General features: G+C 71.9%; 28 protein-coding genes. 12 read left to right on the top strand and 16 right to left on the bottom strand.

The window, feature by feature from the left end; genetic code table 11:
* Positions 1–275: 275 nt before the first annotated feature.
* From OHB00_RS37465 to OHB00_RS37475, 3 genes are all read left to right on the top strand, one after another.
* Positions 276–551: a hypothetical protein gene (locus OHB00_RS37465; protein WP_406441568.1), complete on the top strand. Its 276-nt coding sequence runs from the start codon at positions 276–278 to the stop codon at positions 549–551.
* 179 nt (positions 552–730) lie between these two features.
* The gene (locus OHB00_RS37470; protein ID WP_406441570.1) at positions 731–937 is read left to right on the top strand and encodes a hypothetical protein; all 207 of its coding nucleotides are present in this window, start codon (positions 731–733) and stop codon (positions 935–937) included.
* A 601-nt stretch (positions 938–1,538) separates the two neighbouring features.
* Complete coding sequence (locus OHB00_RS37475) at positions 1,539–3,011, top strand: neuraminidase (sialidase) (protein WP_406441572.1); 1,473 nt, start codon at positions 1,539–1,541, stop codon at positions 3,009–3,011.
* 77 nt (positions 3,012–3,088) lie between these two features.
* Here the strand turns inward: OHB00_RS37475 and OHB00_RS37480 are convergent, their stop codons facing one another.
* Positions 3,089–3,292, bottom strand: a complete 204-nt coding sequence (locus tag OHB00_RS37480; RefSeq protein WP_406441574.1) for a hypothetical protein — start codon at positions 3,290–3,292, stop codon at positions 3,089–3,091.
* A 291-nt stretch (positions 3,293–3,583) separates the two neighbouring features.
* Positions 3,584–3,838, bottom strand: a complete 255-nt coding sequence (locus tag OHB00_RS37485) for a helix-turn-helix domain-containing protein (RefSeq protein ID WP_406441576.1) — start codon at positions 3,836–3,838, stop codon at positions 3,584–3,586.
* A 30-nt stretch (positions 3,839–3,868) separates the two neighbouring features.
* Here OHB00_RS37485 and OHB00_RS37490 point away from each other — a divergent pair, with 30 nt between their 5' ends.
* Positions 3,869–4,261, top strand: a complete 393-nt coding sequence (locus tag OHB00_RS37490) for a hypothetical protein (protein WP_406441578.1) — start codon at positions 3,869–3,871, stop codon at positions 4,259–4,261.
* Between the two features lie 276 nt (positions 4,262–4,537).
* Here OHB00_RS37490 and OHB00_RS37495 read toward each other — a convergent pair whose 3' ends face one another.
* The gene (locus tag OHB00_RS37495) at positions 4,538–6,115 is read right to left on the bottom strand and encodes a succinic semialdehyde dehydrogenase (protein ID WP_406441580.1); all 1,578 of its coding nucleotides are present in this window, start codon (positions 6,113–6,115) and stop codon (positions 4,538–4,540) included.
* Between the two features lie 334 nt (positions 6,116–6,449).
* Between OHB00_RS37495 and OHB00_RS37500 the strand changes: the two genes are divergently transcribed.
* On the top strand, positions 6,450–6,647 hold the full coding sequence (locus tag OHB00_RS37500; protein ID WP_406441582.1) for a hypothetical protein: 198 nt from the start codon (positions 6,450–6,452) through the stop codon (positions 6,645–6,647).
* Positions 6,648–7,090: 443 nt separating this feature from the next.
* On the opposite strand, the gene OHB00_RS37505 is transcribed toward OHB00_RS37500, so the two are convergent.
* Positions 7,091–7,717, bottom strand: coding sequence for a TetR/AcrR family transcriptional regulator (locus tag OHB00_RS37505; RefSeq protein WP_406441584.1), 627 nt, complete (start codon positions 7,715–7,717; stop codon positions 7,091–7,093).
* A gap of 109 nt (positions 7,718–7,826) precedes the next feature.
* Between OHB00_RS37505 and OHB00_RS37510 the strand changes: the two genes are divergently transcribed.
* The 3 genes from OHB00_RS37510 (at position 7,827) to OHB00_RS37520 (ending at position 11,154) form a co-directional block, all read left to right on the top strand.
* Entirely contained in the window at positions 7,827–9,248 is a 1,422-nt protein-coding gene (locus tag OHB00_RS37510) for an MFS transporter (protein ID WP_406441586.1), read from the top strand.
* Between the two features lie 157 nt (positions 9,249–9,405).
* The gene (locus tag OHB00_RS37515; protein ID WP_406441588.1) at positions 9,406–10,281 is read left to right on the top strand and encodes an NmrA family NAD(P)-binding protein; all 876 of its coding nucleotides are present in this window, start codon (positions 9,406–9,408) and stop codon (positions 10,279–10,281) included.
* Between the two features lie 15 nt (positions 10,282–10,296).
* Positions 10,297–11,154 (top strand): oxidoreductase, encoded by an 858-nt coding sequence (locus tag OHB00_RS37520; protein WP_406441590.1) that lies wholly within the window; start codon positions 10,297–10,299, stop codon positions 11,152–11,154.
* 253 nt (positions 11,155–11,407) lie between these two features.
* On the opposite strand, the gene OHB00_RS37525 is transcribed toward OHB00_RS37520, so the two are convergent.
* Positions 11,408–11,872 carry a MarR family winged helix-turn-helix transcriptional regulator gene (locus OHB00_RS37525; RefSeq protein WP_406441592.1) on the bottom strand — a complete coding sequence of 155 codons (465 nt, stop codon included), beginning with the start codon at positions 11,870–11,872 and terminating at the stop codon, positions 11,408–11,410.
* Positions 11,873–12,019: 147 nt separating this feature from the next.
* On the opposite strand from OHB00_RS37525, the gene OHB00_RS37530 reads away from it, so the two are divergent.
* Positions 12,020–12,505 (top strand): DUF2269 family protein, encoded by a 486-nt coding sequence (locus tag OHB00_RS37530; RefSeq protein ID WP_406441594.1) that lies wholly within the window; start codon positions 12,020–12,022, stop codon positions 12,503–12,505.
* 31 nt (positions 12,506–12,536) lie between these two features.
* Here the strand turns inward: OHB00_RS37530 and OHB00_RS37535 are convergent, their stop codons facing one another.
* From OHB00_RS37535 to OHB00_RS37560, 6 genes are read right to left on the bottom strand one after another with little or no spacing between them, the layout of a single operon-like run.
* The gene (locus tag OHB00_RS37535) at positions 12,537–13,517 is read right to left on the bottom strand and encodes a fumarylacetoacetate hydrolase family protein (RefSeq protein WP_406441596.1); all 981 of its coding nucleotides are present in this window, start codon (positions 13,515–13,517) and stop codon (positions 12,537–12,539) included.
* A gap of 23 nt (positions 13,518–13,540) precedes the next feature.
* Positions 13,541–14,473, bottom strand: coding sequence for a VOC family protein (locus OHB00_RS37540; protein WP_406441597.1), 933 nt, complete (start codon positions 14,471–14,473; stop codon positions 13,541–13,543).
* 4 nt (positions 14,474–14,477) lie between these two features.
* Positions 14,478–15,485, bottom strand: a complete 1,008-nt coding sequence (locus OHB00_RS37545) for an amidohydrolase family protein (protein WP_406441599.1) — start codon at positions 15,483–15,485, stop codon at positions 14,478–14,480.
* Entirely contained in the window at positions 15,482–16,642 is a 1,161-nt protein-coding gene (locus OHB00_RS37550) for an FAD-dependent oxidoreductase (protein ID WP_406441601.1), read from the bottom strand. Before OHB00_RS37550 ends, OHB00_RS37545 begins: the two co-directional genes overlap by 4 nt.
* A gap of 23 nt (positions 16,643–16,665) precedes the next feature.
* The gene (locus tag OHB00_RS37555; RefSeq protein WP_406441603.1) at positions 16,666–17,622 is read right to left on the bottom strand and encodes a cyclase family protein; all 957 of its coding nucleotides are present in this window, start codon (positions 17,620–17,622) and stop codon (positions 16,666–16,668) included.
* On the bottom strand, positions 17,619–18,620 hold the full coding sequence (locus OHB00_RS37560; protein WP_406441605.1) for a fumarylacetoacetate hydrolase family protein: 1,002 nt from the start codon (positions 18,618–18,620) through the stop codon (positions 17,619–17,621). The genes OHB00_RS37555 and OHB00_RS37560 overlap by 4 nt, the downstream gene beginning before the upstream one ends.
* 120 nt (positions 18,621–18,740) lie before the next feature.
* Between OHB00_RS37560 and OHB00_RS37565 the strand changes: the two genes are divergently transcribed.
* On the top strand, positions 18,741–19,646 hold the full coding sequence (locus OHB00_RS37565) for a LysR family transcriptional regulator (RefSeq protein ID WP_406441607.1): 906 nt from the start codon (positions 18,741–18,743) through the stop codon (positions 19,644–19,646).
* Between the two features lie 22 nt (positions 19,647–19,668).
* Here the strand turns inward: OHB00_RS37565 and OHB00_RS37570 are convergent, their stop codons facing one another.
* The 5 genes from OHB00_RS37570 to OHB00_RS37590 form a co-directional block, all read right to left on the bottom strand.
* Positions 19,669–20,910 carry an MFS transporter gene (locus OHB00_RS37570; protein ID WP_406441608.1) on the bottom strand — a complete coding sequence of 414 codons (1,242 nt, stop codon included), beginning with the start codon at positions 20,908–20,910 and terminating at the stop codon, positions 19,669–19,671.
* A gap of 248 nt (positions 20,911–21,158) precedes the next feature.
* Positions 21,159–21,380, bottom strand: a complete 222-nt coding sequence (locus tag OHB00_RS37575; protein ID WP_406441610.1) for a helix-turn-helix domain-containing protein — start codon at positions 21,378–21,380, stop codon at positions 21,159–21,161.
* On the bottom strand, positions 21,380–21,865 hold the full coding sequence (locus OHB00_RS37580; protein WP_406441612.1) for a DUF2975 domain-containing protein: 486 nt from the start codon (positions 21,863–21,865) through the stop codon (positions 21,380–21,382). The genes OHB00_RS37575 and OHB00_RS37580 overlap by 1 nt, the downstream gene beginning before the upstream one ends.
* A gap of 363 nt (positions 21,866–22,228) precedes the next feature.
* A complete protein-coding gene (locus OHB00_RS37585; protein ID WP_406441614.1) occupies positions 22,229–22,663 on the bottom strand; it encodes a DUF2267 domain-containing protein in 435 nt (144 codons plus the stop codon).
* Between the two features lie 338 nt (positions 22,664–23,001).
* On the bottom strand, positions 23,002–23,433 hold the full coding sequence (locus tag OHB00_RS37590; protein ID WP_406441616.1) for an Hsp20/alpha crystallin family protein: 432 nt from the start codon (positions 23,431–23,433) through the stop codon (positions 23,002–23,004).
* Between the two features lie 128 nt (positions 23,434–23,561).
* Between OHB00_RS37590 and OHB00_RS37595 the strand changes: the two genes are divergently transcribed.
* A complete protein-coding gene (locus OHB00_RS37595; RefSeq protein WP_406441617.1) occupies positions 23,562–24,194 on the top strand; it encodes a type III effector protein in 633 nt (210 codons plus the stop codon).
* Positions 24,195–24,364: 170 nt separating this feature from the next.
* The gene (locus OHB00_RS37600; RefSeq protein WP_406441619.1) at positions 24,365–25,909 is read left to right on the top strand and encodes an SDR family oxidoreductase; all 1,545 of its coding nucleotides are present in this window, start codon (positions 24,365–24,367) and stop codon (positions 25,907–25,909) included.
* Positions 25,910–25,922 lie beyond the last annotated feature (13 nt).

A 25,922-nucleotide genomic window follows, 5' to 3' on the forward strand; every position in this document is an offset into this window, starting at 1 on the left:
GATGCCCAGGACGGGCGGGGGAGAGGATGCGACGCTGGAGTGAGGGGCCCGTGAGTGGAGGTCCGAGTGCGTCTCATCCGGTCCGGGGCCCTTTCCCCGGGCCTGGCGACCATGTCCCGGTGCGGCTCAACGGATGCGACGCGGAATCGTGCGGTCAGTCCGTGAGCCCGCCAGTTGGAGCACCACTCACCGAGCGTCGCCAGGCGGCCTTGCCGCGTGGATCCGGCCCGCCGGGACCAGGACCGCGCGACCAACCCGGAAGGCAGGTGCGTCCCATGCGCACGTCGACCCGTATCGCCGGTGCCCTCACCGGCCTGACCCTCACCCTCGGTGGTGCGGTCCTCGCCGCTCCCGCGGTCCGGGCGGACATCCCCGCCTGCACACAGATGGCCGAACTGGCCGGTGCCACCGCCTCCGACTCCGTCACAGCGGCCTGCAGCCGTGGCGTGGTCGGAGACCTGCAGAGTTGTGTGAGCGGACTGACCGGGGCCGGAGTGGCGGGCGGCGCCGCGACCGCTGCCTGCCGGGCGGCGGCCCACGAACCGCGTTAGAGGACGAGGTCGGTGACGTCATGCCTCTCCGGGGCCGGGCAGTCACCGCCCGGGCGCGGCGCCCAGCCTCGCCTCGCGGGCCTCATGCGGAGCCCCCATGCTGAGGAAGAGGGCGCCGTCGTCCCGAGACTTGTCCTTCCCGAAGGCCGAACGAAGGCGCCTGAGAGGAGGAGGAAGCCATGCGCATGCGAAGAATCCTGGGCCTCGCCCTGGCCGCGGCGACCCTTGCCGGCGTGAGCGCCGTCGGCGCTGTCAGCGCCGGGGCCGCCTCGTCTCCGACCATCTCCAGAGACGACTGCACGGCCGCCGGCGGACAGATCGTTGCACGCGCCTACGCCGGCTACGTCTGCGCGCTGCCTGACGGGACCTCGCAGGCGATCACCTGACAGGTCGGCGCACGGTTGGGCGACCAGTCCGGCCGGTGCACCCGGCGCGGTGGGTAATGGAGTGACGGCACCCGGTCCAACGTCGGGCGGATCGCCCGCGCCCGACTCGACAGCGCGCCACCCGCGACGGTGGACGCCGACCGTCTCGAAGCCAGGGCCGTCACCGCCTCGAGACGGTCCGCGCCGTCCTGAACACCGCGCTCGCATTTCCTGGCTGTATTGATCACGAGCGTTGTTGACACTCGGCAGGTATTGAACAGGCGCAGAGTGGAGTCCTCCTGCCGGCGCGGGCGTTGAACGCGCCGCCGGCATCGCCAACCGGCACGCGGCCCTCGCCGGGGACCTACGAGACGGCGCCGTAACAGCATGACCAAGGAGCCGACCGGCACGGTGCACCCGCCGGTCGGCTCCGTCATGCTCCGCGACTCCTCGACGCCCGGGGACGACTCCGTCGTTCGGCCCATCAAGGGCACCGGCTGCAACGCCGAAAAGGACCAAGCGGAGTCGCCCCACCCTCGCGTTCCGGTACGCCTCCGTGCCCCAGGCCGCTCCGACGACGGCGGTCCCGTACCCCGGCCGACAGGCCCGGAGGAGATCCCGCATGCGCGTCCTGCTGCCCCTGACCGCCGTCACCACCGCCGCGCTCCTGGTCGTCACGGTCACCGGCACGACTCCCGCCGCAGCAGACCGGAACCCCGACGGCACATCACTGGTCAAGGTGTCCCACGGCGACCCGTACGCGAAGTGCACCATCGGAGCGAGGTCCCCCGACAGCATCGTCCACCCTGGCACCGAGGTCGAGCCGTACCTGTCCGTCGATCCGCGCGACCCCAAGCGCGTGGTCACCGTGTTCCAGCAGGACCGCTGGAACGACGGCGGCGCCCGTGGCCTGGCGGCCGGCTGGACCACGGACGGCCACACCTTCCACCGGAGCACGCTGCCGTTCAGCCTGTGCGCCCCCGGCGGCGCGGACTACGAACGGGCCACCGACCCCTGGGTGAGCACCGGACCGGACGGCACGGTCTACGCCGGCGGAGAGGGCGTCGACTTCACGAAGAGCACGCGCAGCGCCCTCCTGGCAGTCACCTCCCGCGACGGCGGCCGCACTTGGCGGAACCTCACCACCACGCACGTCGACGAGCAGCCGTTCTTCAACGACAAGCCCTCACTCACCGCCGACCCGATCCGCAGGGGCACCGCCTACCAGGTCTGGGACCGCCTCGACAACGACCCACCCGGCCCCAGCTCCCTCGACGGTCCCGGCTACATCTCCCTCACCCGCGACGGCGGCCGCACCTGGAGCAGGGCCCGGCGGTTCGTCGACACCAGCGCCGTGCCCAACACCCAGACCATCGGCCATCTGATCGTCGCCGACCGGCGCACCGGCACCCTGTACGACTTCTTCGACACGATCACCTTCGCCGACGACCTGAGCACCGTCCTCGAAGCCCACTACGCGATGGTCACCTCGACCGACGCCGGAGAGACCTGGAGCGCCCCGGTCGCCGTGGCCCGGGACAGCTCCGTGCCGGAGGTCGACCCGAACGACCCCACCAAACTGCTGCGCGCCGCGGCCACCCTGCCGAGCCCGGCCGTCGACCCCAGGACAGGCACGCTGTACATGGCCTACGAGGGCTCGGACTTCTCCGGTGGAGAGTTCGACTCCGTCCAGCTCGTGCGGTCCACCGACGGCGGGCGCACCTGGGGAACCCCGGAGCTGATCAGCCCCAGGGGCGTGCCGGCCTTCTCACCGTCGATCGCGGTCGCCGAGCGGGGCAGGGTCGCGCTCACCTACTACGACCTGCGCTTCCTCAGGCCCGGCAACACCACCACCCTGCCCACCGCCTACCAACTGGCCACGCTGCGGCACGGAAACCCCGAGCTCCGGTCCGAACGACGGATCTCGCGGGTCTTCGACTGGCTGCAGGCGCCGTTCTCCGGGGGCTACTTCCTCGGCGACTACCAAGGCCTGGCGGCGGACGGCAAGGGAGTACGGGCCGTGCTCACCGAGACCCACTCCGGCGCACCACAGAACCGTACGGACGTGTACACCGGCAGTCTCGGCACCCGCTGACCGACGCGACCGCCGTCGGCCGGCCCGACCGCACGGGAGCGCCCCGCGGCGCGTGGCTGCGGGACGCCTGGTGAGGTTCAGTCGATCTGCTGCCCGTCGTGCGTACCGCCCTTGCAGAGGTTGTCCGTCAGATCGGCCGTTCCGCCACCCTGCCTGCACTGAGAGGGGGTGACGTAGGACGGGCCGCCCTGGGCGGTGGCGGCGGTTGCGGCGCCTGTGAGGCCGAGTCCGGCGAGGGCTGCCGTGGCGATGACGGCGGCGAGGATTCGTCGAATGCGCATGTGGTTCCCCTTTCACGGATTGCCTCGGTCGGGCACTAGCCAGTTTGATCTTCACCCATGTGGGTGGCACGTCACGTTAGGCCATTCGGGTGAATGTGCTGTCAGGCCCGCGTCGAGTGCGGGACATCTCCCGGAGCGGCGCCGCGAGCCCGTTGCTGCCGCTGGAGGTCAGGCGCTGGTCCTGGCGGCTTCTTCGACCAGGTCGGCGACGGGTCCGGGCTGGGAGGCCGGGGAGGCGTGGCTGCTGTCCAGCTCGATGATCCGGCGGGCTGCCGCAGGCGGCCGCGCGGGTCAGGTCCGCGCAGTCTCGTCCCTGTGGCGGAACAGCGTCCGGTACTCCTGGGGCGAGGTGCCGAGGTGCCGGTGGAAAGCGGCCCGCAGGGAAGCGGGAGCACCGAGGCCCGTGAGGCGGCCGACCTGTTCGACGGGCACGTTGCTCGCCTTCAGCAGTTCGCGTGCTCGGTCGATGCGTGCGTCGGTCAGCCAGGCCATCGGCGTGGTACCGGCCTCCTCGCGGAAGCGGCGGATGAAGGTCCGCCGGGACATGTGGGGGCCTGTTGTGCGAGGTCGTCGACGGTGACGGGGTCCGCCAGGTTGTCGAGCATCCACTCCCTCGTCGTCGGAGGCGGGCGCGCGGCGGACGCCCTTCGCTCGATCACGGTCTCCCAGCACCTCTTCGGCATCGAGCGAGTTGTTGTCGTACACCACTCGTTCTGCGGCGCCACCTCCTTCTCGGCGGAGGGAATCACCGCTGCGTGGGAACACGAGCAGCACAGCGACATCTCGTCGCTGTACGACTGGGACGGGATCGCCATCGCCGACTTCGAGACGTCACTCCACTACGACGTGGCCCTGATCCGCAACAGCCCGGGCACCCCGAAGCAGGTTGCCGTTCCGCCTCTGTTGCGGCGCGTCGCGCGGCGTCCTGAGCGCGTGCCGTGTCCACCCGGGCACCGGCGGACCGGCTGAGGCCGGCGAGCGGCCTGAGGCGCACGGGGACGTCGGCCTGTGGGGGCCGGACAGCGGCGGCCGGCCTGTACAGCTCACCGGCGGTCCGGGCGCAGTCGCCGATCAGTTCGGTGAGGGCCACGAGCAGCCGCGCATGCCGATGACGACGTGCGAGCGGCTCGGCGCGATGCGGTGCGGTCACTCCGCCAGGGCCTCGTTCGGGCAGCGGATCCGTGGTCGGTACCTCGTCGGTGAGTAGGTGCACGAACGCGCCCGTGGGTGTTCGCGCGGTCGGCTTCAGCGGAGCCTCAGCGCCTTCATGACACGTAGGCTCAGGCTGATGAAGGCTGCGTACCGCTGGTCGTCCATGCCCATCGACGGAGCCAGCGGAAGTATTCTCTGCGTGGCGACGGTCTGCGACTCCGTGTAGCAGAGGATGCCTTCGAGGCCGTGCCGACGGCCGAGTCCGGATTCCTTCATGCCGCCCATCGGCGAGCGGACGCTGCCATGGGCGGATGTGTAGCCTTCGTTGATGTTCACGGTGCCGCTCTGCAGGCGGGTGGCGATGCGCTCACCGCGCCGGGTGTCCTTCGTCCACACACTGGAGTTGAGGCCGTACGGCGTGGCGTTCACTCGCTCGATCACCTCGTCCTCGCCGGTGAAGCGGTACACCGAGACGACCGGGCCGAAGGTCTCCTCCGCATGGACGGCCATCGTCGGCTCGACGCCGTCCAGGACGGTGGGCTCATAGAAGAACGGGCCGAGATCGGGGCGAGGCCTTCCCCCGGCGAGGACCGCTGCCCCCTCGGCGACGGCTTGCTCGACGTGCCGGGACACCGTTTCGAGTTGGCGCCGGCCCGCCAGTGAACCCATGCCGACCCCGTAGCTCAGCGAAGCCCCGAGGGTGAGCGCCTTCGTGCGTCTGACGAATCGCTCCAAGAACGCGGCGGCGACCGAGGAGTGGACGTAGATCCGCTCGGCCGACAGGCACAACTGGCCGGCCGAGGAGAAGCAGGTGCGAACCGCGCCCTCGGCCGCCTTGTCCAGGTCCGCGTCGGCCAGTACCAGCAGGGCGTTCTTGCCGCCCAGTTCGAGTGACGCGCCGACCAGGCGGCCCGCCGCTCGGGTCGCCACTTCCCGGCCGGTGCGGACAGAGCCGGTGAACGCGACGTAGTCGGCCTGATCCACGACGGCGGACCCGACGCTCCGGCCGTCGCCGATGACGATCTGCCAGACGTCGGCCGGCAGCCCGGCCTCGATGAGCTGTCGGCGCGCCCACAGGGGAGTGAGGGTGCTCTGCGTGTCCGGTTTCGTGACCACGGCGTTGCCGGCGACGAGTGCGGGCAGCGCGTCGCCCAGGGCGAGTTCAAGGGGGTAGTTCCAGGGGACGATCTGACCGACCACGCCTCGCGGGTGGTGCCACTCGGTGACTTTCGTGAGCACCGGGAACGCGCCCAGGTGCCGCCGCGGCCGGAGGTATGCGGGAGCCTTGCGTCCGTAGTGCCGGGCCACCACGGCGACTCCCTGCACTTCCTCGTGTGCGTGCAGGCGAGCCTTGCCCGTCTCCACCTGGATCAGGTCCATCGCCTCCGCCTGTCTGTCCAGGAGGAGGTCGTGGAACCGGAGAAGCACTGCCGCACGCCTTCGAACCGAAAGCATGGCCCATTTCTTCTGGGCTTCCCGTGCCCTGCTGAACGCCATCTCGACATCGTGCGGTGCCGACTCGGGCAGCTCCGCGATGATCTCGCCCGTCATGGGCGTCCGGCTCACGGTACGACCGCCGCCCTCCACCCCTTGGGTGAGGTGGACCACCAGGTCAGGGGTTACCACGTCGGTCACCGTCCGGCCGCTTTTCATTCCTGGTGTCAGACCCATCGGTACATGTCCCAATCGCTGGAAGCGGATTCGAGAGACGGCATGCTCTCGGCGGTGGAGGGCATCACGGAGAGCGGCGGCCGGTGTGAGGCCCGCGGCGTGGGAAGGTCGCCGCATTCCGAGGTCGATGGCGGAGCAGTGCCGTGCGAGGACATGCGTCTCATCCGTTCTGCGGGATTCGCGGGATGCCGTGAGCGGCGGACCCCAGGGTTCTGGACCGCTGTGTCGGGAACCGTAAGAACTTCTGGAACGGAATGTCAAGAACGCTTGTGCGGCCGGTAGGCTGTGGCTCATGGGGCGCCCACCGGGATTCGACTTCGGGAGGGATCAGGTCGTGGAGGCCGGTCGAGCGGCGGTTCCGCCGTGCCGGGTGCCGGGTGCCGGCGTGGGCGGCATCACCAAGGCCGGCGGACTGGGCCGCGGCAGCCGCTGCGCCGCCTTCGGCGGCAAGGGCAAGCCGTACCTGCGGACGCTGCAGGCGTACTGCGACCGCACCGATGCCGTGGGCGGCTGTGCTCGACGGCTCCGATGACACCGCGACGGCGCGGCCGCACGTGTGTCTCGTGAGGTCGGCGCGGTTCGTGCGTGAGGACCCCGACCGGCTCGGCTGCATGGTGACCGGCTGCGTCGTCGAGGGGGCCGGTCGCGATCCGCAGGCCGGCGCACGCGTCAGGCGGGCCCTTGGGGAAGTGAGGCTTCGCTGACCGGGTGCGTGCGGGCCGCGCGGAGACATGGCGACCTCGATGCCGCGGCGGACGCCCCGGGAATCAGCCGCCTGCTCATGGCCGTCGAGGCCGAGGCATGGAAGTGCCGGCCAGGGCCGGGGCCGGCGCGGTCACGCTGGAACGGGTCTCCGGGCAGGCGTTCGCAGGACTCCCGCTGACGGCGCAGGCCTGCTCCAGGCGGGCGCTCCGCCCGGTCTCCTCCGACGCTTTCTGAGTGCTGCCTGCCCGCGGGACCGCACTTCGCGGTACGTCAGTGTTCTGCGGCGAACGACTCGATGTAGGCCAGCGCCCCGTGCAGTGCGTCCTGCAGGGGCGTGGACTCACCGGCCGCCTGGTCCAGGAGCGCTCCGCCCTGGAACGCGGCCGCGAGCAGGTGGGCGAGCGCTGCCGGGTCGGCCTCCGGCCGCAGCTCGCCGCGCTCGCGCATCTTGCTCAGGCCGCGCTTGAACAGCTCCTGCCACCGTTCGAAGCCGTCGGCCACCACGTCCCGGTGGGAGGGCTCGGACTTGACGACCTCGGCCGCCAGGGAGCCGAAGGTGCAGCCGCCGCGCAGCATGTCCCGTGAGGCGACGTACCTGTCGGCCCATCGGTGCAGGGCGGCGAAGCTGTCCAGTTCGCCCAGCTCGGGTGTCTGGTGGCGGGCGACGATGCTGTCGGCCTGCCAGGCGAGCACGGCGCGCACCAGGGACTCCTTGGTGGGGAAGTGGCGCGTCAGCTGCGAGCCGCTGACCCCGGCGGCCTCCCGGATCTGCTCGTTGTTGGTGTTCTGTGCGCCGTGCTCGTAGAACAGCTCGGCCGCCGCCCGGACGATGCGTTCGCGCGTGGCCAGGCCCTTGGCGGTCAGTCTCTGACCCGACGCTTGGCTGGTGGTGGTCATGGTGACCAGCGTACCGCAAAAAAGGGCTTGACAACCCTTTCTGTGCGGTGTCTCCTGGGGGCAGGTCAAAAAAGGGCTGCCAGGCCCATTTTGTTGGGAGGCGGACACGATGTCCACAGAGGCTGCACCGCAGGCGGTCACCACGACACCGCACACCGGACCGGCTCCGGCCGTCGCCGAGGCGGGTCACCCGCGCCGCTGGAGCATCATGGCGGTGCTGGGTGCCGTCGCCTTCATGGCGCAGCTCGACTTCTTCGTCGTCAACGTCGCCCTCGACGGGATCGGGCGGTCGTTCCCCGGCACGGGCGTGGCGAGCGTGTCATGGGTGCTGTCGGCCTACGCGATCGTCTTCGCCGCCGTACTCGTGCCCGCGGGCCGCGTCGCGGACCACTGGGGGCGCAAGAAGATGCTGCTCTCCGGAGTGGCGCTGTTCACCCTCACCTCCGCCGTCGCGGCCGCCGCGCCGAGCCTCGGTGTGCTCGTCGGTGCCCGGGCTCTCCAGGCCGTCGGCGCGGCGATGATCGTGCCGACCTCGCTCGGCCTGCTCTACCCGAGCTTCCCCAGGCGCCAGCACACTCTGGTGGTCGGCCTGTGGGCGGGCATGGGCGCGATCGCGGCCTCGGCGGGGCCGCCCGTCGGCGGTCTGCTCGTCACCGTCGACTGGCGGTGGATCTTCCTGATCAACGTTCCGGTGGGCGTCGCCACCCTCGTCACCGGTGCGCTGCTGCTGCCCGAGGTGCGCCGGCCCAGGGGTGCCGCTGTGCCGGACCCGGCTTCCGCCCTCGCGCTGCTGCTGGCCGTGAGTCTGCTGGTGCTCGCCACCGTCCAGGGGCCGGGGTGGGGCTGGACAGACATCCGCACCGTGTCGCTGTTCGCCGGCGCCGTCCTGGCCGGGGCCGCGACCGTCGAGCGGACCCTGCGCGCCGAGGCGCCGGTGATCGAGAAGCAGTTGTTCGCCGGCCGGCCGTTCACCGCCGCCACCGTGGCCCTCTTCCTGTTCTCCGCGGGCTTCGCCATCGTCCTGCTCAGCACCGCCCTGTTCATGCAGGAGGTCTGGCACTTCAGCCCGCTGCGCGCAGGCGTCTCCATCGCTCCGGCCCCCCTGGCCTCGATCGCCTTCGCGATGAACGCCGGTCCCCTCCAGCGCCGCTTCGGACGTACCGCCCCCGCCGTGACCGGAACGCTGGCCATGGCGCTCGCCGCCGGGTACTGGCTCGCGGCCGTGCACACCACCCCCGACTACTGGGGCGGCATGTTCCCGGGTCTGATCCTGGTCGGCCTGGCCGGCGGACTGGCCCAGGCGCCGCTGTTCGCCGCCGCCGGCACCCTGGCACCCGAGCGGGCCACCACCGGCAGCGCCGTGCTCAACATGAGCCGGCAGATCGGCAGCGCCGTGGGCGTGGCCCTGCTCGTCGCGCTCACCCCCCAGGCCACGACCGCCGGGTTCGACCATGCCTGGTACGTCCAGGCCGGCGCCGGAGTCGCCGCGGCCGCCGCCCTGCTCGCCCTCCGGCCCCGGCGCACCCCCTGACCGCAGGAGCGCGGCCGACCGGGCCGAGCCCGGTGACCGCAGCCGCCTGCCGGGCGGGCGGCGCACCGCCTCCCGCCCATCTCATGCGTCACCCGCGCACAGGGCTGACGCTGGAATCCCCCTTCAGCTCCCGCTCAGGAAAACGGAGATCACCCTCATGGAACGCAACCTCCTCGTGATCGGGGCCACCGGTAAGACCGGCGGCCAGACCACCGAACTCCTCCTCCAGCGCGGCCACCGTGTCCGCGCTCTCGTCCGCGGCCTCGACGGGCGCGCCGAGCGGCTCGCCACCCTCGGAGCGGACGTCGTGGAAGGCGACGTCCTCGACCTGGACTCGCTGGCTCGGGCGACGCAGGGTATCGACGCCCTGTACTTCACCTATCCGATCCGTCCCGGCCCGATGGACGCCACCGTGAACGTGGCGCAGGCGGCGGAGGAGAACGGCGTCCAGGCGATCGTGAACATGTCGCAGGTCTCCGCCCGCCGCCACACCGCCAGCAACGCGGCCCGCCAGCACTGGGTCGCCGAACGCGTCCTCGACCGCTTCCCGGTCCCCGTCACCCACATCCGCCCGACCTTCTTCGCCCAGTGGCTGATCGACACCTGGGCCGACGGGACCGGCGAACTGCGCCTGCCGTTCGCCGACGGACGCCACGCCCCCATCGCGGAGAGCGACCAGGCCAAGGTGATCGCCGCCATCCTGGAAGACCCCGCCCCGCACGCCGGCCAGGTCTACCCGCTCTACGGAGCCGAGGAACTCGACCACTACGAGATCGCCGAGAAGATGTCGCGGGCGCTGGACCGTGAAGTCTCCTACGTTCCCATCGAGCTCGACGAGTTCGCCGCCATCCTGCGCGGGCGCGGCGCGCCGGACCACCTGGTCCAGCACCTGCTCGCGGTGGCCGTCGACTACCGCAACGGCGTCTTCGCCGGCACCAACGACCTGGTGAAGACGATCGGCGGCAGCGAACCCCTCGACGTCGAGGGCTTCGTCGCCCAGAACCGCGCGGCCTTCGACCTGCCCACCGCCTGAACACCGGAGAAATCAATGAGTGTCTGGTTCATCACCGGATCGTCCCGGGGCTTCGGCCTGGAGATCACCCGCGCCGCCCTCGCCGCCGGCCACCAGGTGGTCGCGACCGCGAGGAAGGCCGAAACCGTCCGCGAGCAGTTTCCCGACGCCGGTGACACGCTGCTCGCCGTGCCGCTGGACGTGACCGACCACCAGAGCATCCAAGCGGCCGTCGACGCGGCGGTCGAGCGGTTCGGCCGGATCGACGTCCTGGTCAACAACGCCGGCACCGGCCTGCTGGCCGCCGTCGAGGAGTCCGACGACGCCGCGGTACGCGCGCTGTTCGAGACCAACGTCTTCGGCCCGCTCGCCGTCCAGCGCGCCGTACTGCCGGTACTGCGGCGCCAGGGCTCCGGGCATGTGATCAACATCAGCTCCATCGTGGGCTTCGCCACCGCACCGGGCTGGGGCGTCTACGCCTCCACGAAGTTCGCCGTGGAAGGCTTCACCGAGACTCTCCACACCGAACTGGCGCCCCTGGGCATCCATGTGACGCTCGTGGAACCGGGCTTCTTCCGCACCGACTTCCTCGACCCCGCCAGCCTGCGCACCGGCCCCGGCACGATCGACGACTACGCGCCCACCGTCGGCGCGATGCGTGCGGCCGCGGCGAGCCTCAACCACACCCAGCCCGGCGACCCGGTCAAGGCCGCGCGCGCCATCGTCGAGATGGCCGGCACCGCCGAGCCGCCCCTGCGCCTCCCGCTCGGAGCCGACACCCTGCAAGCCTTCGACGCCAAGCTGGAGGCCTTCCGTAAGGAGCTGGACGCCTGGCGGCACGTCGCCCGCTCCACCGATCACGACCAGGACGACACCGGCCGGCGGTCCCCGTGAGCGCGCAGCGGTCGTCCGCCGCGGCCCGCCGTCACCGGCAGGGCGACCCGCGCCGGAAGACGGGCGAAGCGCTCGAACATCCGGCGGAGTACCTGGAGTCGAGGGCGGGCCGGCGGGTCCTCGGCGTGGGAAGCGGACCGGACGGCCCGGACCGCCATCCGGCCCGGCACCCAGGCGCCGAGGTGACCGGCGTCGACCTGAGCGAGGAGTACGTCGCCGTCGTGCGGCGGGCGTCAGGGGGCGTCAGGGGGTGTCAGGAGCGGCCGGGGGCGTCGGCGCGCAGGCTCCTGGTCAGGAGGCGGTGCAGCAGCGTGCCCAGGCCGGCCTGCTCCTCGGCCGTGAGCCCGTCGAGCAGCGCGGTTTCCACCGAGCTGAGGGCATGGTCCATCTCGTGCAGCAACCGGCGGCCGGTGTCGGTGACGCGTAGTTCGGCGGTGCGGCCGCGTCCTGCTGGAGTCACGCGGTGGACGGCGCCGGCCTGTTCGAGCTGGCGAACGGTGGCCTGCATGCTCTGCGCGGTGATGCCGGCCCGCCGCCCCAACGCACTGTAGGAGAGCCCGGGCTCGCGCGAGAGGTGCCCCAGGGCGCTCAGATGCCGCAGCGACAGCCCCTGGGCCTCAAGGGCCCGCTCGGCCTCCTCCCGCACGATCCGCCCCAGGGCGATCAGCAACAGCGCGGGGCGCCCTTGGGGTGGGCGCTCGGCCGGGTTGCTCGTCACCTGTCCCACCTTCCGGGGCCGGACGCCGACGACCGGCAGCTCCGGGTTCTTGAGAGAGGAATGCTATCGTCGAGCGAGTTTAAGGCAGACTGAAACTGTGCGCCTGATGCCCCGCCCGGCGAGCGCGCGAAAAGAGGAGACACCGGCATGGCCAAATTCCTGCTCAGCGTCCACGTGCTGGCGGCGATCCTGCTCATCGGGCCGGTCACCGTTGCGGCGAGCCTGTTTCCGCGCTACGCGCGCCAGGCACTGGCCGACGGACCCGAGCAGCGGGCGGCCACGGGGTCGGTCCAGCTGCTGCACCGGATCTGCCGGGTCTACGCCGTGGCCGGCATCTCCGTCCCCGTCCTCGGTGTCGGCACCGCCGAGGTGATGGGGGTGATGGGCAGCGCCTGGCTCATCGCCTCCATGGCCCTGACGGCGGTGGCCGCCGTCCTGCTGGGCATCGCGGTTCTCGGCACCCAGGACGCCGTGGTCACCCGGCTGGACACGCCCGAACGGACCTCGACCTCCACGGAGTCCCTGATCGCCCGGCTGCCCCGGCTGTCGATGATCACCGGCATGTTCGCCCTCGTCTGGCTGGTCGTGGTGGTCCTGATGATCGTCCGCCCGGGATCGACGACGGGCGCATGACGGCTCGGCCACCGCGGTGCGCCCCGCGCTCTCAGGCGTTCGGCGGACGCTCCCGGGAGCGGCGCCGAGCGGCCGCCACCGGCACGGGATCAGCGCCACGCACCACGGTGTTGGAGACCGTGCCGATGCCCTCGACGGTGAGCGTCACCGTGTCGCCGGGCCGCAGCGGCCGTGGGTCCTGCCTGCCGCGTACGCCCCACAGCTCGGCCAGGCAGCCGCCGTTGCCGCAGGTCCCGGAACCGAGGACGTCGCCGGGGCGCACCCACGTGCCGCGCGAGGCGTGGGCGACCATCTCCTCGAACGTCCAGCTCATGTTGGACAACAGGTCCTCGCCGACCACCTCTCCGTTCACCGCGGCGGTGAGCGCGAGACGCAGGAAGCCGTCGGCGTCGCGGTGGTGCTCCAGCTCGTCGACGGTGACGAGGCAGGGCCCCAGCGTGGTGGCGGTGTCCTTGCCCTTGCACGGGCCGAGGCCGACCTTCATCTCGGCGGACTGCAGGTCGCGGGCGGACCAGTCGTTGAGGACGGTGTAGCCGACGATGTGGTCACGGGCCTGCTCGGGGGTGAGGTCGCCGCCCTCCTTCCCGATGACGGCGGCGACTTCGAGTTCGAAGTCGAGCATGCCGGACCCCGGCGGCACGGGGATGTCGTCGTACGGGCCGTACATCGCGTAGGGGTTGGTGAAGTAGAACGTCGGGGCCGTGTACCACTGCTCCGGGACCCCCGCCGTCCCGTCCACGGACCGCCGTACGCCCTCGACATGTTCCTCGAAGGTGACGAAGTCCCGCACGGTGGGCGGCTGGAGCGGCGGGAGCAGCCGTACGTCGCGGACGTGCGGGCCGGCCGGGGCATCGAGCGTCGCGGAGCCCGCGTCGAGCAGCCCGGGCAGGCCGCCGCCCTCGGCGAGCAGGCCGGCCAGTGAGGCGACGCCGGGCAGCGGGTACAGCGTGCCGTCCTCCTCGACGACGGCAACCTGGCGCCGGCCCCGGTGTTCGTACGTGGCAAATCGCATGGTGGTCCCTCTCCAGAGACGGATCAGACCGGCGGGGCCACGAAGCAGCCGCGGTCGGCGTCGTTGAAGGACTCCTTGGCGACCAGTTCGTTCATCGGGTTGGCGGTGCCCCACTGGTCGGTGACCTCGGGCTGGGAGAAGTCGTAGACGTGCGGGTGCCAGGTGTCCTCGTCCAGCTCCTCCAACTCGGTCGTGTACTCGACGGTGTTGCCGTGCGGATCGAGGAAGTAGGTGAAGGTGTTGTCGCCCGCCATGTGGCGCCCAGGCCCCCAGACCTTCCGGAAGCCGGCCCGCAGCACCCGGCCGGAGCCGCGCATGTACTCGTCGATGCCGCGCATCTCGAAGGAGACGTGGTGCAGCGAGGTGTGCGGGCCCTTGGCGATGGCCATGGAGTGGTGCTGGTTGCTGATCCGCATGAAGTGCATGACGTCACCGACGTGCGGGGAGCTGAGCGTGTCGGAGTGGCGGAAGCCGAGGTGGGTCTCGTACCAGGCACGGGTCCGGTCCAGATCGGGCGAGTTGAGGACGACGTGCGACAGCTTGACCGGGATCGACTCCTTCTCCTCGATCCTGCGGTGCTGCCGGGCCTCGACGTCCGCGGAGACCTCGACGGTGCGGCCGTCGACGTCGAAGAAGCGGAAGCCGTAACCACCGCCGGGGGTGTCCACCTTGACCGGCTGTGAGATCAACTGGACGCCACCGGCCAGGAGTTGCTCGGCGAGCGTGTCGATGTCGGCCATCGAGGCGGCGCCGAAGGCGACCAGGTCGAGACGCTTCTCGCCGGCCTTGCGCAGCCGTACGACGTACTGCTCGGGGCTGCCCTCGGCGGCCAGGAAGGCGATCCCGGAGTCCTCGGCGACCTTGGTCAGCCCCCAGACACCGGCGTAGAAGTCGAGTTGCTTGTCGTAGTCGGGCACGGCGAGATCGACGTGCCGCAGATGGGTGAGCAGGCGCATGGCGTCAGTCCTTCCGGAGGAGGCCGGCGGCGTTGCCGCCTCGTACGGCGTGGAAGTCGGGGTCGGGCAGGCCGGCGGCGCGCAGCGCGGCGAGCGGGTCGTCCGTGCCCATGTCGAAGGGGAAGTCGGAGCCGAGCAGGACCCGGTCGGCGCCCGCGGCCCGCACCAACTCCCGCAGTACGTACGGGTCGTGTACGAGGGAGTCGAAGTACAGCTGCCGGACGTAGCTGCTCGGCTCCCGGCCGCAGCCGTGCGCGTCAGGACGGGCCCGCCAGGCATGGTCGGAGCGGCCGAGGTGGGTGGGAAGGTAGCCGCCGCCGTGCGCCGCGATCAGCTTCAGGCCGGGATGGCGGTCCAGGACACCGGAGAAGATCAGATGGGAGAGGGCGACGGCGTTCTCGGCGGGCTGGCCGACGGTGTTGGACAGGTACCACCGGTCCAGGCGCTCGTCGAGGGTGCAGCCGAACGGGTGCAGGAAGAGGAGGGCTCCCGTCTCCTCCGCCCGCGACCAGAGGGGCTCGTACGCCGGGTCGGACAACTCGCGGCCGGGTGCGTGCGAGGAGATCTCCACGCCGCGCAGCCCCTGGGCCAGAGCGTCTTCGAGCAACTCGACGGCGCTGTCCGGGTGTTGGAGCGGGACCAGGCCGAGGCCGTGCAGCCGGTCGGGGGCCTTCGCGCAGTGGGCGGCCGTCCCCTCGTTCGCCAGCCGGCACAACCGCTGCGCCAGTTCGAGGCCGGCCCAGTAGTGGTAGTGCGACGGGGACGGGCTGACCAGTTGCACGTCCACGCCCTGGGCGTCCATCGCGGCCAGGCGCACGGCGGCGTCCGTCAGCTTCGGCACGCGCGCGCCGACCATCGGGCCGTTCACGGCCAGGGCCGCCGGGCCGTTGCGGCGGGCGTCGAGGGCGCGGGCCTCGGCGAGGCCGGGGTGCCCCGCGACGGCCTCCTCGATCTCCGGGAGCAGGAGATGGGCGTGGACGTCGATCGTGGGTGTCGGGTGCGGCTCGGTCACGGGCGTTCCTTCAGCGCGCTCAGCGTGCGGAACATCAGTCCGGGCACGTCCGCGTCGCGCACTCCGTCGAGCAGCCACCGGGCGAGCTGGACGGAGGCGTCGACGACCATGCGCACGCGGGGCAGCCGTCGCGCGTGGTAGTCGGTGAGGAGCCGGTCGAGGGACGCGGCGTCCCAGTCGTCCCCGGAGCTGAGCAGCTCGGCGAGGACCTGGACGTCCTCCAGGGACATCGCGGCGCCCTGGGCGAAGGTGGGCGGGCAGGCGTGGGCGGCGTCGCCGACGAGCACGATCCGGCCGCGGTGCCAGGGGCCCTCCACCAGGTGCCGGTCGAAGCAGGCGTAGTTGACGGCCTTCGGGTCGGTGAACGCGGCGCGGAGCTCCGGCCACACACCGCCGTAGCCGTCGGCGAGCGCCCGTATCTCGTCGGCGTACGTCTCCGGGGCCAAGGAGGCCCGGTCGCGGGCCGGTTCGACGAGATACGTGTACACCGTGTCCTCGCCGGTCGGGCAGTACCCGGCGATGAAGCAGCGGCCGCCGTAGATCATCTCGGTGCGGCGCACGCCGGCCGGGCGGGGCGCGGGGGCGCGCCAGATGCCCATGCCGATGGGCTCGGGCCGGTCCGTGATGCCGATCATCCGGCGGGTGGCGGAGCCCAGTCCGTCGGCGCCGGCGACCAGGTCGTAGCGGCGGGTGGTGCCGTCCGAGAAGGTGACGTCCACGCCCTCGGCGTCCTGCTGGAACGCGGTGGCGGTGGTGCCGAGCCGGATGCCGGCGCCCGAGGCGCGCACCTGGTCGATGAGGAGCTGCTGGAGCCCGGGCCGCCGCATGCCGATGTGGGCGGGCAGGTCGTCGCCGCCGGTGCGCAGCTCCTCGTGGGCGTGGAGCACGGTGCCGTCCGGCGCCAGGACGGCGACGCCCTCGGCGGCGTACCCGTCCTTCTCGATCCCTTCGAGGACCCCGACCTCGCGCAGCACCCGCAGTGCGTTGCCCTGGAGTGTGATGCCGGAGCCGGCGGACGCCTTCCAGTCGGGGCTCGCCTCGACCAGGTCGACGCCGATCCCGGCCCGGCGCAGCAGGACGGTCAGGGCGTTTCCGGAGGTGCCGCCGCCCACGACGAGGACACTGCGGGTGGTGCTCTTGGGAATCACGGGGATCATGAGGAACTCCCTTGTTCCGCCCGTTACTTGACGGCGATCGGGTTGACGGGGGAGCCGACGGCTCCGGTGATGGGCAGGGGTGCGGCGGTGAGCCAGAACTCGTACCCGCCGTCGGCCGCGCAGTCCGCGGCGAGGGCGTCGAGGTCCCACATCTCGCCGATCAGCAGGCCCATGTTGGGGATGGCGACCTGGTGCAGCGGCTGGAAGGCGTTCTCGAACTCGTTGGGCCGTACCTCGAAGCCCCAGGTGTCGGTGGCGATGGCGGCGATCTCGGTGCGGTGCAGCCAGCCGGCCGTGGTGAACGACAGCCCGGGTGCGGGTCCGCCCGCGTAGTCGCCCCAGCCGTCCCGCCGGGCGCGGGTGAGCCGTCCGGTGCGGACGAGCACGATGTCACCGCGGCCGACGGTCACGCCGTGCGCCTCGGCGGTCGCGGTCAGGTGCTGCTCGGTGATGGCGAACCCGTCGGCCAGCTCGCCTTCGGCGCCGACGACGTGGCCCACGTCCAGGAGCACTCCGCGTCCCGCGACATACGGCGCCATGTGCTCGATGCCGGTGACGAGGTCGCCGTCGGAGGTGACGACCTTCTCGGCCGCGCGTCCGTTCCAGGCCCTGCCGTGGTCGAAGATGTGGCCGAGGCCGTCCCACTGCGTGGAGCACTGCAACGGCATCGCGATCACGTCGTCGGCGCCGCCGATGCCGTGCGGGAAGCCCTGGTTGCCGAGTGCCGCGTCGGTGCCGGTGTCCAGCATGGTGTGCACCGGGTTGGTACGCCGGCGCCAGCCCTTCTGCGGGCCGTTCATGTCGAAGGACTGCGAGAGCGAGAAACTGACGCCTCGGCGGACGAGTGCGGCCCCTTCACGGCGCTTGGTCCCGTCGAGGAAGTTGAGCGTGCCGAGCACGTCGTCCGCGCCCCAACGACCCCAGTTCGAGTACGCCTTGGCGGCCTCGGCGATGGCACCTTCGGCATCGTGCCGGTTCACGCGGCCTCCCCGACACATCGGGTGCGCTGCGTGCCCAGACCGGTGATGGATCCCTCCATCACGTCGCCGTCGCGCAGCAGGCGTCCCCAGTGCATGCCGTTGCCGGCCGGGCTGCCGGTCAGCACCAGGTCACCGGGCAGGAGCTGCGCGGTCTGCGAGACGTACGAGAGCAGCCGGGCGACGCCGAAGAGCATGTCCTTGGTGGACTCGTCCTGCATGGTCTCGCCGTTGAGCCTGAGGGTGATCCGCAGGTCGCCGGGGTCCGTGATCGACCCGGCCGGGACCAGCCACGGGCCGAGCGGAGTGAAACCGGGTGCGTTCTTGCTGCGCATCCAGTCGGTGCCGACGGCCGGCATGTCCCGGCGGAAGACGGCGGCCCGGTCGGTGAGGTCGTTGGCGATCGTGTACCCGGCGACGTGGGACAGGGCCTCCCCGACCGGCACCCGGTACGCCGGCCTGCTGATCACGGCGGCCAGCTCCAGCTCCCAGTCCGGCTGTTCGGCCCAGTCGGGGAGTACGACGTCGTCGTAGGGGCCGGTGACCGCGGTGGGCAGGCCGATGAACACGTACGGGAGGTCCTCGGCGGCCCGCCGGTCCATCACGGCGGCGATCTCCGCACGCGCCTGCTCGGCCGTGCGAGGGTCGTCGGGGGAACGGTGGGCGACCTCCAGGTCGATCACGTGCTGCCGGTAGTTCGCGCCGGACTGGAAGATCTGGCGCGGCTCGATCGGGGCGTGCACGCGCAGACCTTCCAGGGGCCGCCGGTCGAGGGTGTCGTCGTCCGCCAGTCCGTGCAGGGCGGGGAGGGTCTCCTCCCACCGCTCCACCACGGCGCGCACGCTGGACGGCGCCCAGACGAGGGCGCGGCTCAGGTCGAGCACCCGGCCCCGCGCCAGGAGGCCGGGGAACGGATTCCCGTCCTCGGCGGAGAACGTGCCGAGCGCGAACGGGCCGGCGGGTGGTGCGAACGGACCGGCAGGGTGCGCGAGCGTTGCCATCAGATTTCCTCCTGCGGGGTTGCGGTCTACTCTGACCGTGATCCGTGAATCACGGAAATCAATCCTGTGGATCAGGCCCATCCACGCGGTGGATGCCTTTCCCTCGCCTAGGTGGTCCCGGTGAACCTGTCCCGACTCGACCTCAATCTGGTCCTCGCCCTGCGCGCGCTGCTGGAGGAGCGCAACGTCACCCGGGCCGGGGAGCGCGTCGGGCTGAGTCAGCCCGCCATGAGCGCCGCGCTGGCCCGACTGCGCCGTCATTTCGACGACGAGCTGCTCGCCCGCACCGGCAACAGCTATGAACTCACCCCGCTCGGTGTGGCCCTGCGGGACCGCAGCGCCACCGCGTGCGACCTGCTGGAGCGGGTCTTCGCCAGCCAGGCCGACTTCGATCCGGGCGCCGAGCAACGCGAGTTCACCCTGCTCGCCTCCGACTACGGCGCCGCCGTGTTCGGCGCCGCGCTCGCTCGCGACCTGCACCGGGAGGCGCCTGGCATCCGGCTCACCTTCCGGCACCCGGCACCCTCCGTCGAGGAGAACACCGCGGCCCTGCTGAGCACCGTCGACGGACTGCTGATGCCGCACGGCGTCATCGACGGCTTCCCCGCGGTCGACCTCCACCAGGACCGCTGGCTGTGCATGGTCGCCGACGACCATCCCGAGGTCGGCGACGAGCTCACCCTCGACCAGCTGGCCCAGCTGCCCTGGGCCGTCTACCAGCGCCCGTACGACGCCCCGGCCGCCCGCCAGCTGAGCATGATCGGCATCAGCCCCAGGGTGGAGGTCTCGGTGCAGACCTTCCAGCTGCTGCCGCACATGGTCGAGGGCACCCGCCGGGTCGCCATGATCCAGGAGCGGCTGGCGCGGCGGGCGGTGTGCTCGGCGGCGGTGCGGGTCCTGCCCTGCCCGTTCGAGGCGGTGCCGGTACAGGAGGCGATGTGGTGGCATCCCGTGCACGCCCAGGACGCGGCCCACATCTGGCTGCGCCAGAAAGCCGCGGAGGTGGGGGCGACGCTCATGGGGTAGCGAGAGGGCACTCGCGACGCTCCTAGGCCGGCTGCCCCGCCGTCGCCCGGGACGCCCGGAGCCCCGCGGCGACCAGGGCCGCGGCCAGCCCGAGCACACCCACGGCACCGGCCAGGCTGCCGACCGCCGACTCCCCGGCGAGCAGCACCAGCGGGCAGACGAACTCACCGGCGAAGAAGGCCGACATCCACAGCCCCGTGCCACGGCCGCGGTCCTCGAACGCCAGCCGGGACATGGCGCTCGTGAGCAGGGCGGGCAGCAGCATGCCGGTGCCCACGCAGTTGACGACCGCGCCGATGACCAGCAGCGGGGCGTTCCCGGCGAGGGACATCACCCCGAACCCGAAGGCACAGACCGCGAGGACGGCGGGCAGCATCGGGTCGGGGGAGCGCTTGAGACGGGCGAAGGCGACCGCTCCGCCCACGGTGGCGGCGCTGGCGATCGCGGTCGCCAGACCGATCACACCGGAGTTCTCCACCCCGAGATCGTCGAGCAGGTAGGACATCTCGACCGGGACGGTGTAGAAGACCATCGCGCCGAAGAAGGTGAGAGCGCAGATGCCTGCCAACGGCCGCCAGGGGAAGGGAGATCGCCCTTCGGCCCCGGCCGGGATCTCCGTGCTGACCGGCCGGTGCGCCGGGTCGGCGAGGACGGTGGCCATCAGCGGGGCGAGCAGCAGGCTCACGGCGTACACCCAGAAGGGCACGCGCCAGCCGGCCGACCCCGCGGTGCCGCCGAGCACGAAGAAGACGGTGGCCGACGCCGAGGCGCACATGGTCTGCAGGGCGAGGTACTTCACCCGCCGGTGACCGGTGTAGTAGTCGCCGATCAGAGTGGTGCAGCACGTCATGATGGCGGCCTCGGTGACCCCGACCAGGGCCCGGCCGGCGATGATCGCCCCCAGCGAGTCGAGCCAGAGCGGTGCCGTGCCGAACACGGCGTACAGGAGGGTCGCCAGGATCAGCAGGCGCTTGCGGCCCAGCCGGTCCACGATCACCCCGGCGAAGGGCGCCAGCAGCGCCAGCGACAGCGCCGGAACGGTCAGTGCGAGCGGCACCAGCGCCTTGGCCCCGGGGACCGACGCGAAGTGGTCCTGCATCTTCGGCAGTACCGGGGCGATGAGCACCGCGCCCAGGATCGGCAGGCAGCTGCCCGCCATCAGCAGGGTCACTCGCAGCAGATGGGCGGGGCCCGAGACGGCCACGGGGAAGGGGGCGGCGTCGTCGACCGCCGTGGAAGGCGGCGGCGGAACGGAACCGGGCATGGCGACTCCAGAGGCGGGGTACGGGAGCGGGCATGCCTGTGACGGGCGCCGGGGACGCACGGCATGCGGGGACGGCCGCGCGCGCCGGCGAATGATCCGGACAGCGGCGTGCGGGTAGGGACGACTATGAGTCGTCCGGAACCCGGCCACCATCCTCCGCGCGATCCGAATCCGCTATCCGGCTCATCCACGCCCTGGATGAGCCGCCCCCGTCCCCGTCGTCGCCGGAGCGCCCGCCCTGGGGCGGGTCATCCGCCCGCGGCGTCCTCGGCCTCCCAGCGCAGCAGGTCGCCCGGCTGGCACTGGAGCACCTCGCAGAGAGCGGCGAGCGTCGCGAAGCGCACCGCCTTGGCGCGGCCGTTCTTGAGGACGGCCAGGTTGGCGGGGGTGATCCCTACGCGGTCCGCGAGTTCGCCCACGGACATCTTCCGCTTGGCCAGCATCACGTCGATGTCGACGGCGATGGGCATCAGATCACCTCGTCCAGCTCGGCCTGCATCCGGGCCGCTTGGACGTCGCGCGCGACGGCCTGGGTGAGCAGCATCCGCAGCACGAGCACGATGAGCGCGACCCCGAGGATGGCCACGCCGATCCCGGCCATGATGACGGTGACGCCCGGATCGTCCCGCTGGCCGGGGGCGTTGATGCCCGTGACCGCGAACCACACGAGGGCAGCCGCCACGATCGCGCCGATCACGCCGTCCACGTACCGGAAGGCGGCGTCGGAGAACACGGTTCCGCGTCGCACCATGGTCACCAGCCGCCATACGCAGACCAGGGCGACCTGGGCCGACACCATGCCCAGGATCGTGATCACGCGCAGCGGGGTGAGCGGCAGCGATCCGTCCGCCGGTTTGGCGGCCAACGCCCACACCATCCCGGCCTGCACGAACACGGTCCCGGCGAACACCACCCCGAGGACGGCACGCAGCGCACCCACTGTCAGCTTGCCCATGGCCCACCCCTCCATCGATTCACGATGGGAATCTATCGAAACTCGATAGATCGAGCAAGGAGTGTTGCGTGGCACTTCAGCGCTGAGGAGGGGGGCTGGTCGGCCACCTGGCCGGTTTCGGATATCGACAGGCAGGATACGGAAAGCGCGCCCAGCGCCTGGTGGGATCGTCCTGTACGGCAGGCGGTCGGAAGGGCGCCCCGGCCGGGTACGCGGGGCGGTCCTGATGCGCTCGGAGGGGCGTGTCGGCTCGTCGGCGCGGGTGGCCGAGCGGGCGGCAGCGGTCACCTCGCGGTGCGGAGGGTGCGGGGGCGGACCGCGACGCCCAGGACGCGTCCGCCCCGCACCTGCTCCTCGTCGCCGCTACGCGGCGGGGGTGAGCTCCGCGCGGCCGAACAGCAGCGCGTAGCCGGAGGGGAGCTGGTGAAGGATGCGGGTGACCAGCTCCTGGCCTGCACAGGCCGCGACGGCGGAGAGGACGGAACCGGTGTCCCAGCGTGTGGTGGCCTGGGAGGCGCCGGTGCGGGCGGCGAGGTCCTTGACGAAGGCCCAGCCGGTGAGCGGCTGGATGTCGGGGACCTGGGCGGTGAGGATGCGTGCGGCTTCGAAGGGCAGGCGGGCGGCCAGTTCGGCGCGTTCGTCGCCGGTCAGCTGGCGTCCCAGGCCTGCGAGGACCAGACGCACGGCTTCCTCGGCCTTCTCGCGGGTGGCGTAGGCGCCGTCGTAGCGGACCTTCTCCAGCATCTGCTCGTACGCCCTCCCGTAGGGCTGCTGGAAGGGTGCGCGTCGGTCGGACATCACTGCGGTGGTTGCCTTTCTGTCACCAGGGTCGGGGTGCCGGTGTGCGGTCACCAGGGATGGGTGGTCGGGTGGGCCGGGGGCGGCCGAAGAGCGCTGCGGAGACGATGGTGAGGACGGCGGGGGCGGCGCCGATGTCCCGGCCGGCGGTCCGCTCCGGTGGCGCCCCCGCCCCGGGCCGTGGTCGCCCGTACGAACCGGAACCGCTCGTGGGCCGGCGGCTCGGTGCTCTGCCGTGGGCGGAGCCTTCCCCGGCCCCGGTCTCCGGGGCGCGGAGGACGGGCGAGGGGAGAGCGGTCACCCGTCCTCCGCCGCTGTTCAGCCCTTCTCCGTCCGGCTCAGCCGGAGATCTCCCCGCGGTCGGATCCGACGCCGATGGCGACCTTGCGGGGCTTGGCGCGCTCGGCGATCGGAATGCGCAGGGTGAGCACGCCCGCGTCGTAGTCGGCCTGGATGTGCTCGGTGTCCAGCGTGTCGGCCAGCACCAGCTGCCGGGAGAAGACCCCCAGCGGCCGCTCCGAGAGTTCCATCTGCACGTCGTCGGCCTTCGCCGCCGGCCGGCGCTCGGCCTTGACGGTCAGCATGTTCCGTTCGACGTCGATGTCGATCGCGTCCGCGGTGACGCCGGGAATGTCGAAGGACACCACGTACCGGTCGCCCTCGCGGTAGGCGTCCATGGGCATCGGGGACGGCCGCGACCAGGTGCCGGGACCCATCAGATGCTGCGCCAGCCGGTCGAGCTCACGGAAGGGGTCAGTGCGCATCAACATCGGAAAACACCTCCAGAGGGTTCGGGCAGTGGCTGCCAATGCGCCTCACTGAAACCGTTGTAACATGTCATCCAATGGATGACAAACACGGTGTCGTCTGAAGGATGACAACCGCGAGGGAGGTGCCCATGACCCCGGCCGATCTGCCGGCTTCACCCAGCGCCGAAGCGAACAGGCCGACGTCGTTCTTCGCCGCCGCGGCGGCACTGGAGGCCATAGACGACGCCCTCCGCGCCGCCCGGCACGAGGCCCCCGGCACTTCCGAGGCTCCCGAAGTCGGCACGGACCAGGCCCTGGCCTCCCTTCTCCTGCTGCGGCAGGTGCGCGAGCGGCTCGCCGGATGGGAAACCGGCCTGATCGAGACCGCCCGGGACGCCGGAGCCAGCTGGGCCGACCTCGCCCACCCCCTTGGCGTCGCCAGCCGCCAGGCCGCCGAACGCCGCTACCTTCGCGGCCGTCCCGGACCGGCCGGAACCACCGGCGAGCAACGCGTCCAGGCCACCCGCGAACGCCGCGCCGCCGAACGCACCACCACCGCCTGGGCCCGCCACAACGCAGCGGACCTGCGCCGCATCGCCGGCCAGATCACCGCCCTCACCGACCTGCCGGACGCCGCCCGCCTTCCCCTCAGGCATCTCCACGCCGCCCTCGCCCACGACAACCCCGCCGACCTCATCCACCCCCTCCACGCCACCCGCCCCCACCTCATCACCACCCACCCCGACCTCGCCGCCCAACTCGACACCCTCACTCCCCCCTGAGCCGCCCAGGGGCATCGCCGTCGCATCTGGGCGTGCTCCGGCCGGCGGTCGAGAGCTCCGCGTCACCCGGATGCCGCGGTCACCCGGCGTATCCGGACGGGCGGACCGCACCGTAGAGGTATCGGGACCGAGGGGCGCAAGGGCGCACGGACGAGACTGAGGCGGTTCGCGTGGCGGACGAGACAGCCGGGACGACGAACGTGAACGGCACCGCTGCCACGGAGCCGAGGACCTGTCTGGTGACCGGTGCCAGCGGCTACATCGGCGGACGGCTGGTGCCGGAACTGCTGGACGCCGGGTACCGGGTCCGCTGCCTGGTGCGCACACCGGAGAAGCTGCGTGACCAGCCGTGGGCCGGTCGGGTGGAGGTCGTCCAGGGCGATGTCGCCGACGCGGGCTCGGTGGCGGCGGCGATGGCGGGCGTGGATGTCGCCTACTACCTGGTGCACGCACTCGGCGCCGGCCCCGACTTCGAGCACACCGACCGGCAGGCGGCCCGTGTCTTCGGCGAACAGGCCCGCAGATGCGGCGTCGGCCGCCTGATCTACCTGGGCGGGCTCACCCCGGCCGAGGTGCCCGAGCGGGAACTGTCACCGCATCTGCGCTCCCGCGCCGAGGTGGGGCGCATCCTCCTCGGCTCGGGCGTGCCCACGGCCGTGCTGCGGGCCGCTGTCATCATCGGTTCCGGCTCGGCCAGCTTCGAGATGCTGCGCTACCTGACCGAGCGGCTCCCGGTGATGGTCACGCCGCGCTGGGTGCACACCCGCATCCAGCCGATCGCCGTACGGGACGTGCTGCGCGTCCTGGTGGGGTGCGCCGGACTGCCGCCCGAGGTCAGCCGCGCCTTCGACATCGGCGGCCCCGAGGTGCTGACCTATCTGGAGATGATGCAGCGGTACGCCGCCGTCGCCGGCCTGCCCCGGCGGCTCATCGTGCCCGTGCCGGTGCTCACGCCCGGCCTGTCCAGTCAGTGGGTCGGCCTGGTGACCCCCGTACCGGCGGCCATCGCCCGCCCGCTGACGGAGTCGCTGCGCCACGAGGTGGTGTGCCGGGAACGGGACATCGAGCGGTACGTGCCCAGCCTGCCGGGCCACCCGGTCGGCTTCGACCGCGCCGTCACCCTCGCACTGCAGCGCGTGCGGGACGCCCAGGTCGTCACCCGCTGGTCCTCCGCCTCCGTGCCGGGTGCTCCCAGCGACCCGCTGCCCACCGACCCGGAGTGGGCCGGCGGCAGCCTCTACACCGACGTACGCGAACGCCACGCCGAGGTGGCTCCCGACGCCCTGTGGGACGTGGTCGAGGGCATCGGCGGGGAGAACGGCTGGTACTCCTTCCCGCTGGCCTGGGCGGTGCGCGGCTGGCTCGACCGCCTCGCCGGCGGGGTGGGTCTGCGCCGGGGACGACGTGACGCGCGGCGGCTGCGGGTCGGCGACTCGCTGGACTTCTGGCGGGTGGAGGAGATCGAACGCGGACGGCTGCTGCGGCTGCGCGCCGAGATGCGGCTGCCCGGGCTGGCCTGGCTGGAGATGTACGTCGAGGAGGAGGGCGCCGGCGGCGCGCGCTACCGGCAGCGGGCCCTGTTCCACCCGCACGGACTGCTCGGCCAGCTCTACTGGTGGAGTGTGTCGCCCTTCCACGCCGTCGTCTTCGGCGGCATGGCCCGCAACATCGTCCGCGCCGCCGAACGCACGCGTAAGCGGGACACCGCCACCTGACCGGGCGGTGCGG

The organism is Streptomyces sp. NBC_00631, from assembly GCF_045206895.1.
GTDB lineage: Bacteria > Actinomycetota > Actinomycetes > Streptomycetales > Streptomycetaceae > Streptomyces.

What these genes read in the sequence shown, in the direction of transcription:
- OHB00_RS37475 (WP_406441572.1), top strand. Translation starts at nt 1,539, where the DNA reads ATGCGCGTCCTGCTGCCCCTGACCGCCGTCACCACCGCCGCGCTCCTG.
- OHB00_RS37570 (WP_406441608.1), bottom strand. Translation starts at nt 20,910, where the DNA reads ATGCCCGGTTCCGTTCCGCCGCCGCCTTCCACGGCGGTCGACGACGCC.
- OHB00_RS37495 (WP_406441580.1), bottom strand. Translation starts at nt 6,115, where the DNA reads ATGGGTCTGACACCAGGAATGAAAAGCGGCCGGACGGTGACCGACGTG.
- OHB00_RS37520 (WP_406441590.1), top strand. Translation starts at nt 10,297, where the DNA reads ATGAGTGTCTGGTTCATCACCGGATCGTCCCGGGGCTTCGGCCTGGAG.
- OHB00_RS37575 (WP_406441610.1), bottom strand. Translation starts at nt 21,380, where the DNA reads ATGCCCATCGCCGTCGACATCGACGTGATGCTGGCCAAGCGGAAGATG.
- OHB00_RS37485 (WP_406441576.1), bottom strand. Translation starts at nt 3,838, where the DNA reads ATGTCCCGGCGGACCTTCATCCGCCGCTTCCGCGAGGAGGCCGGTACC.
- OHB00_RS37505 (WP_406441584.1), bottom strand. Translation starts at nt 7,717, where the DNA reads ATGACCACCACCAGCCAAGCGTCGGGTCAGAGACTGACCGCCAAGGGC.
- OHB00_RS37535 (WP_406441596.1), bottom strand. Translation starts at nt 13,517, where the DNA reads ATGCGATTTGCCACGTACGAACACCGGGGCCGGCGCCAGGTTGCCGTC.
- OHB00_RS37465 (WP_406441568.1), top strand. Translation starts at nt 276, where the DNA reads ATGCGCACGTCGACCCGTATCGCCGGTGCCCTCACCGGCCTGACCCTC.
- OHB00_RS37510 (WP_406441586.1), top strand. Translation starts at nt 7,827, where the DNA reads ATGTCCACAGAGGCTGCACCGCAGGCGGTCACCACGACACCGCACACC.
- OHB00_RS37480 (WP_406441574.1), bottom strand. Translation starts at nt 3,292, where the DNA reads ATGCGCATTCGACGAATCCTCGCCGCCGTCATCGCCACGGCAGCCCTC.
- OHB00_RS37470 (WP_406441570.1), top strand. Translation starts at nt 731, where the DNA reads ATGCGCATGCGAAGAATCCTGGGCCTCGCCCTGGCCGCGGCGACCCTT.
- OHB00_RS37560 (WP_406441605.1), bottom strand. Translation starts at nt 18,620, where the DNA reads ATGGCAACGCTCGCGCACCCTGCCGGTCCGTTCGCACCACCCGCCGGC.
- OHB00_RS37540 (WP_406441597.1), bottom strand. Translation starts at nt 14,473, where the DNA reads ATGCGCCTGCTCACCCATCTGCGGCACGTCGATCTCGCCGTGCCCGAC.
- OHB00_RS37590 (WP_406441616.1), bottom strand. Translation starts at nt 23,433, where the DNA reads ATGTTGATGCGCACTGACCCCTTCCGTGAGCTCGACCGGCTGGCGCAG.
- OHB00_RS37580 (WP_406441612.1), bottom strand. Translation starts at nt 21,865, where the DNA reads ATGGGCAAGCTGACAGTGGGTGCGCTGCGTGCCGTCCTCGGGGTGGTG.
- OHB00_RS37515 (WP_406441588.1), top strand. Translation starts at nt 9,406, where the DNA reads ATGGAACGCAACCTCCTCGTGATCGGGGCCACCGGTAAGACCGGCGGC.
- OHB00_RS37550 (WP_406441601.1), bottom strand. Translation starts at nt 16,642, where the DNA reads ATGATCCCCGTGATTCCCAAGAGCACCACCCGCAGTGTCCTCGTCGTG.
- OHB00_RS37585 (WP_406441614.1), bottom strand. Translation starts at nt 22,663, where the DNA reads ATGTCCGACCGACGCGCACCCTTCCAGCAGCCCTACGGGAGGGCGTAC.
- OHB00_RS37530 (WP_406441594.1), top strand. Translation starts at nt 12,020, where the DNA reads ATGGCCAAATTCCTGCTCAGCGTCCACGTGCTGGCGGCGATCCTGCTC.
- OHB00_RS37595 (WP_406441617.1), top strand. Translation starts at nt 23,562, where the DNA reads ATGACCCCGGCCGATCTGCCGGCTTCACCCAGCGCCGAAGCGAACAGG.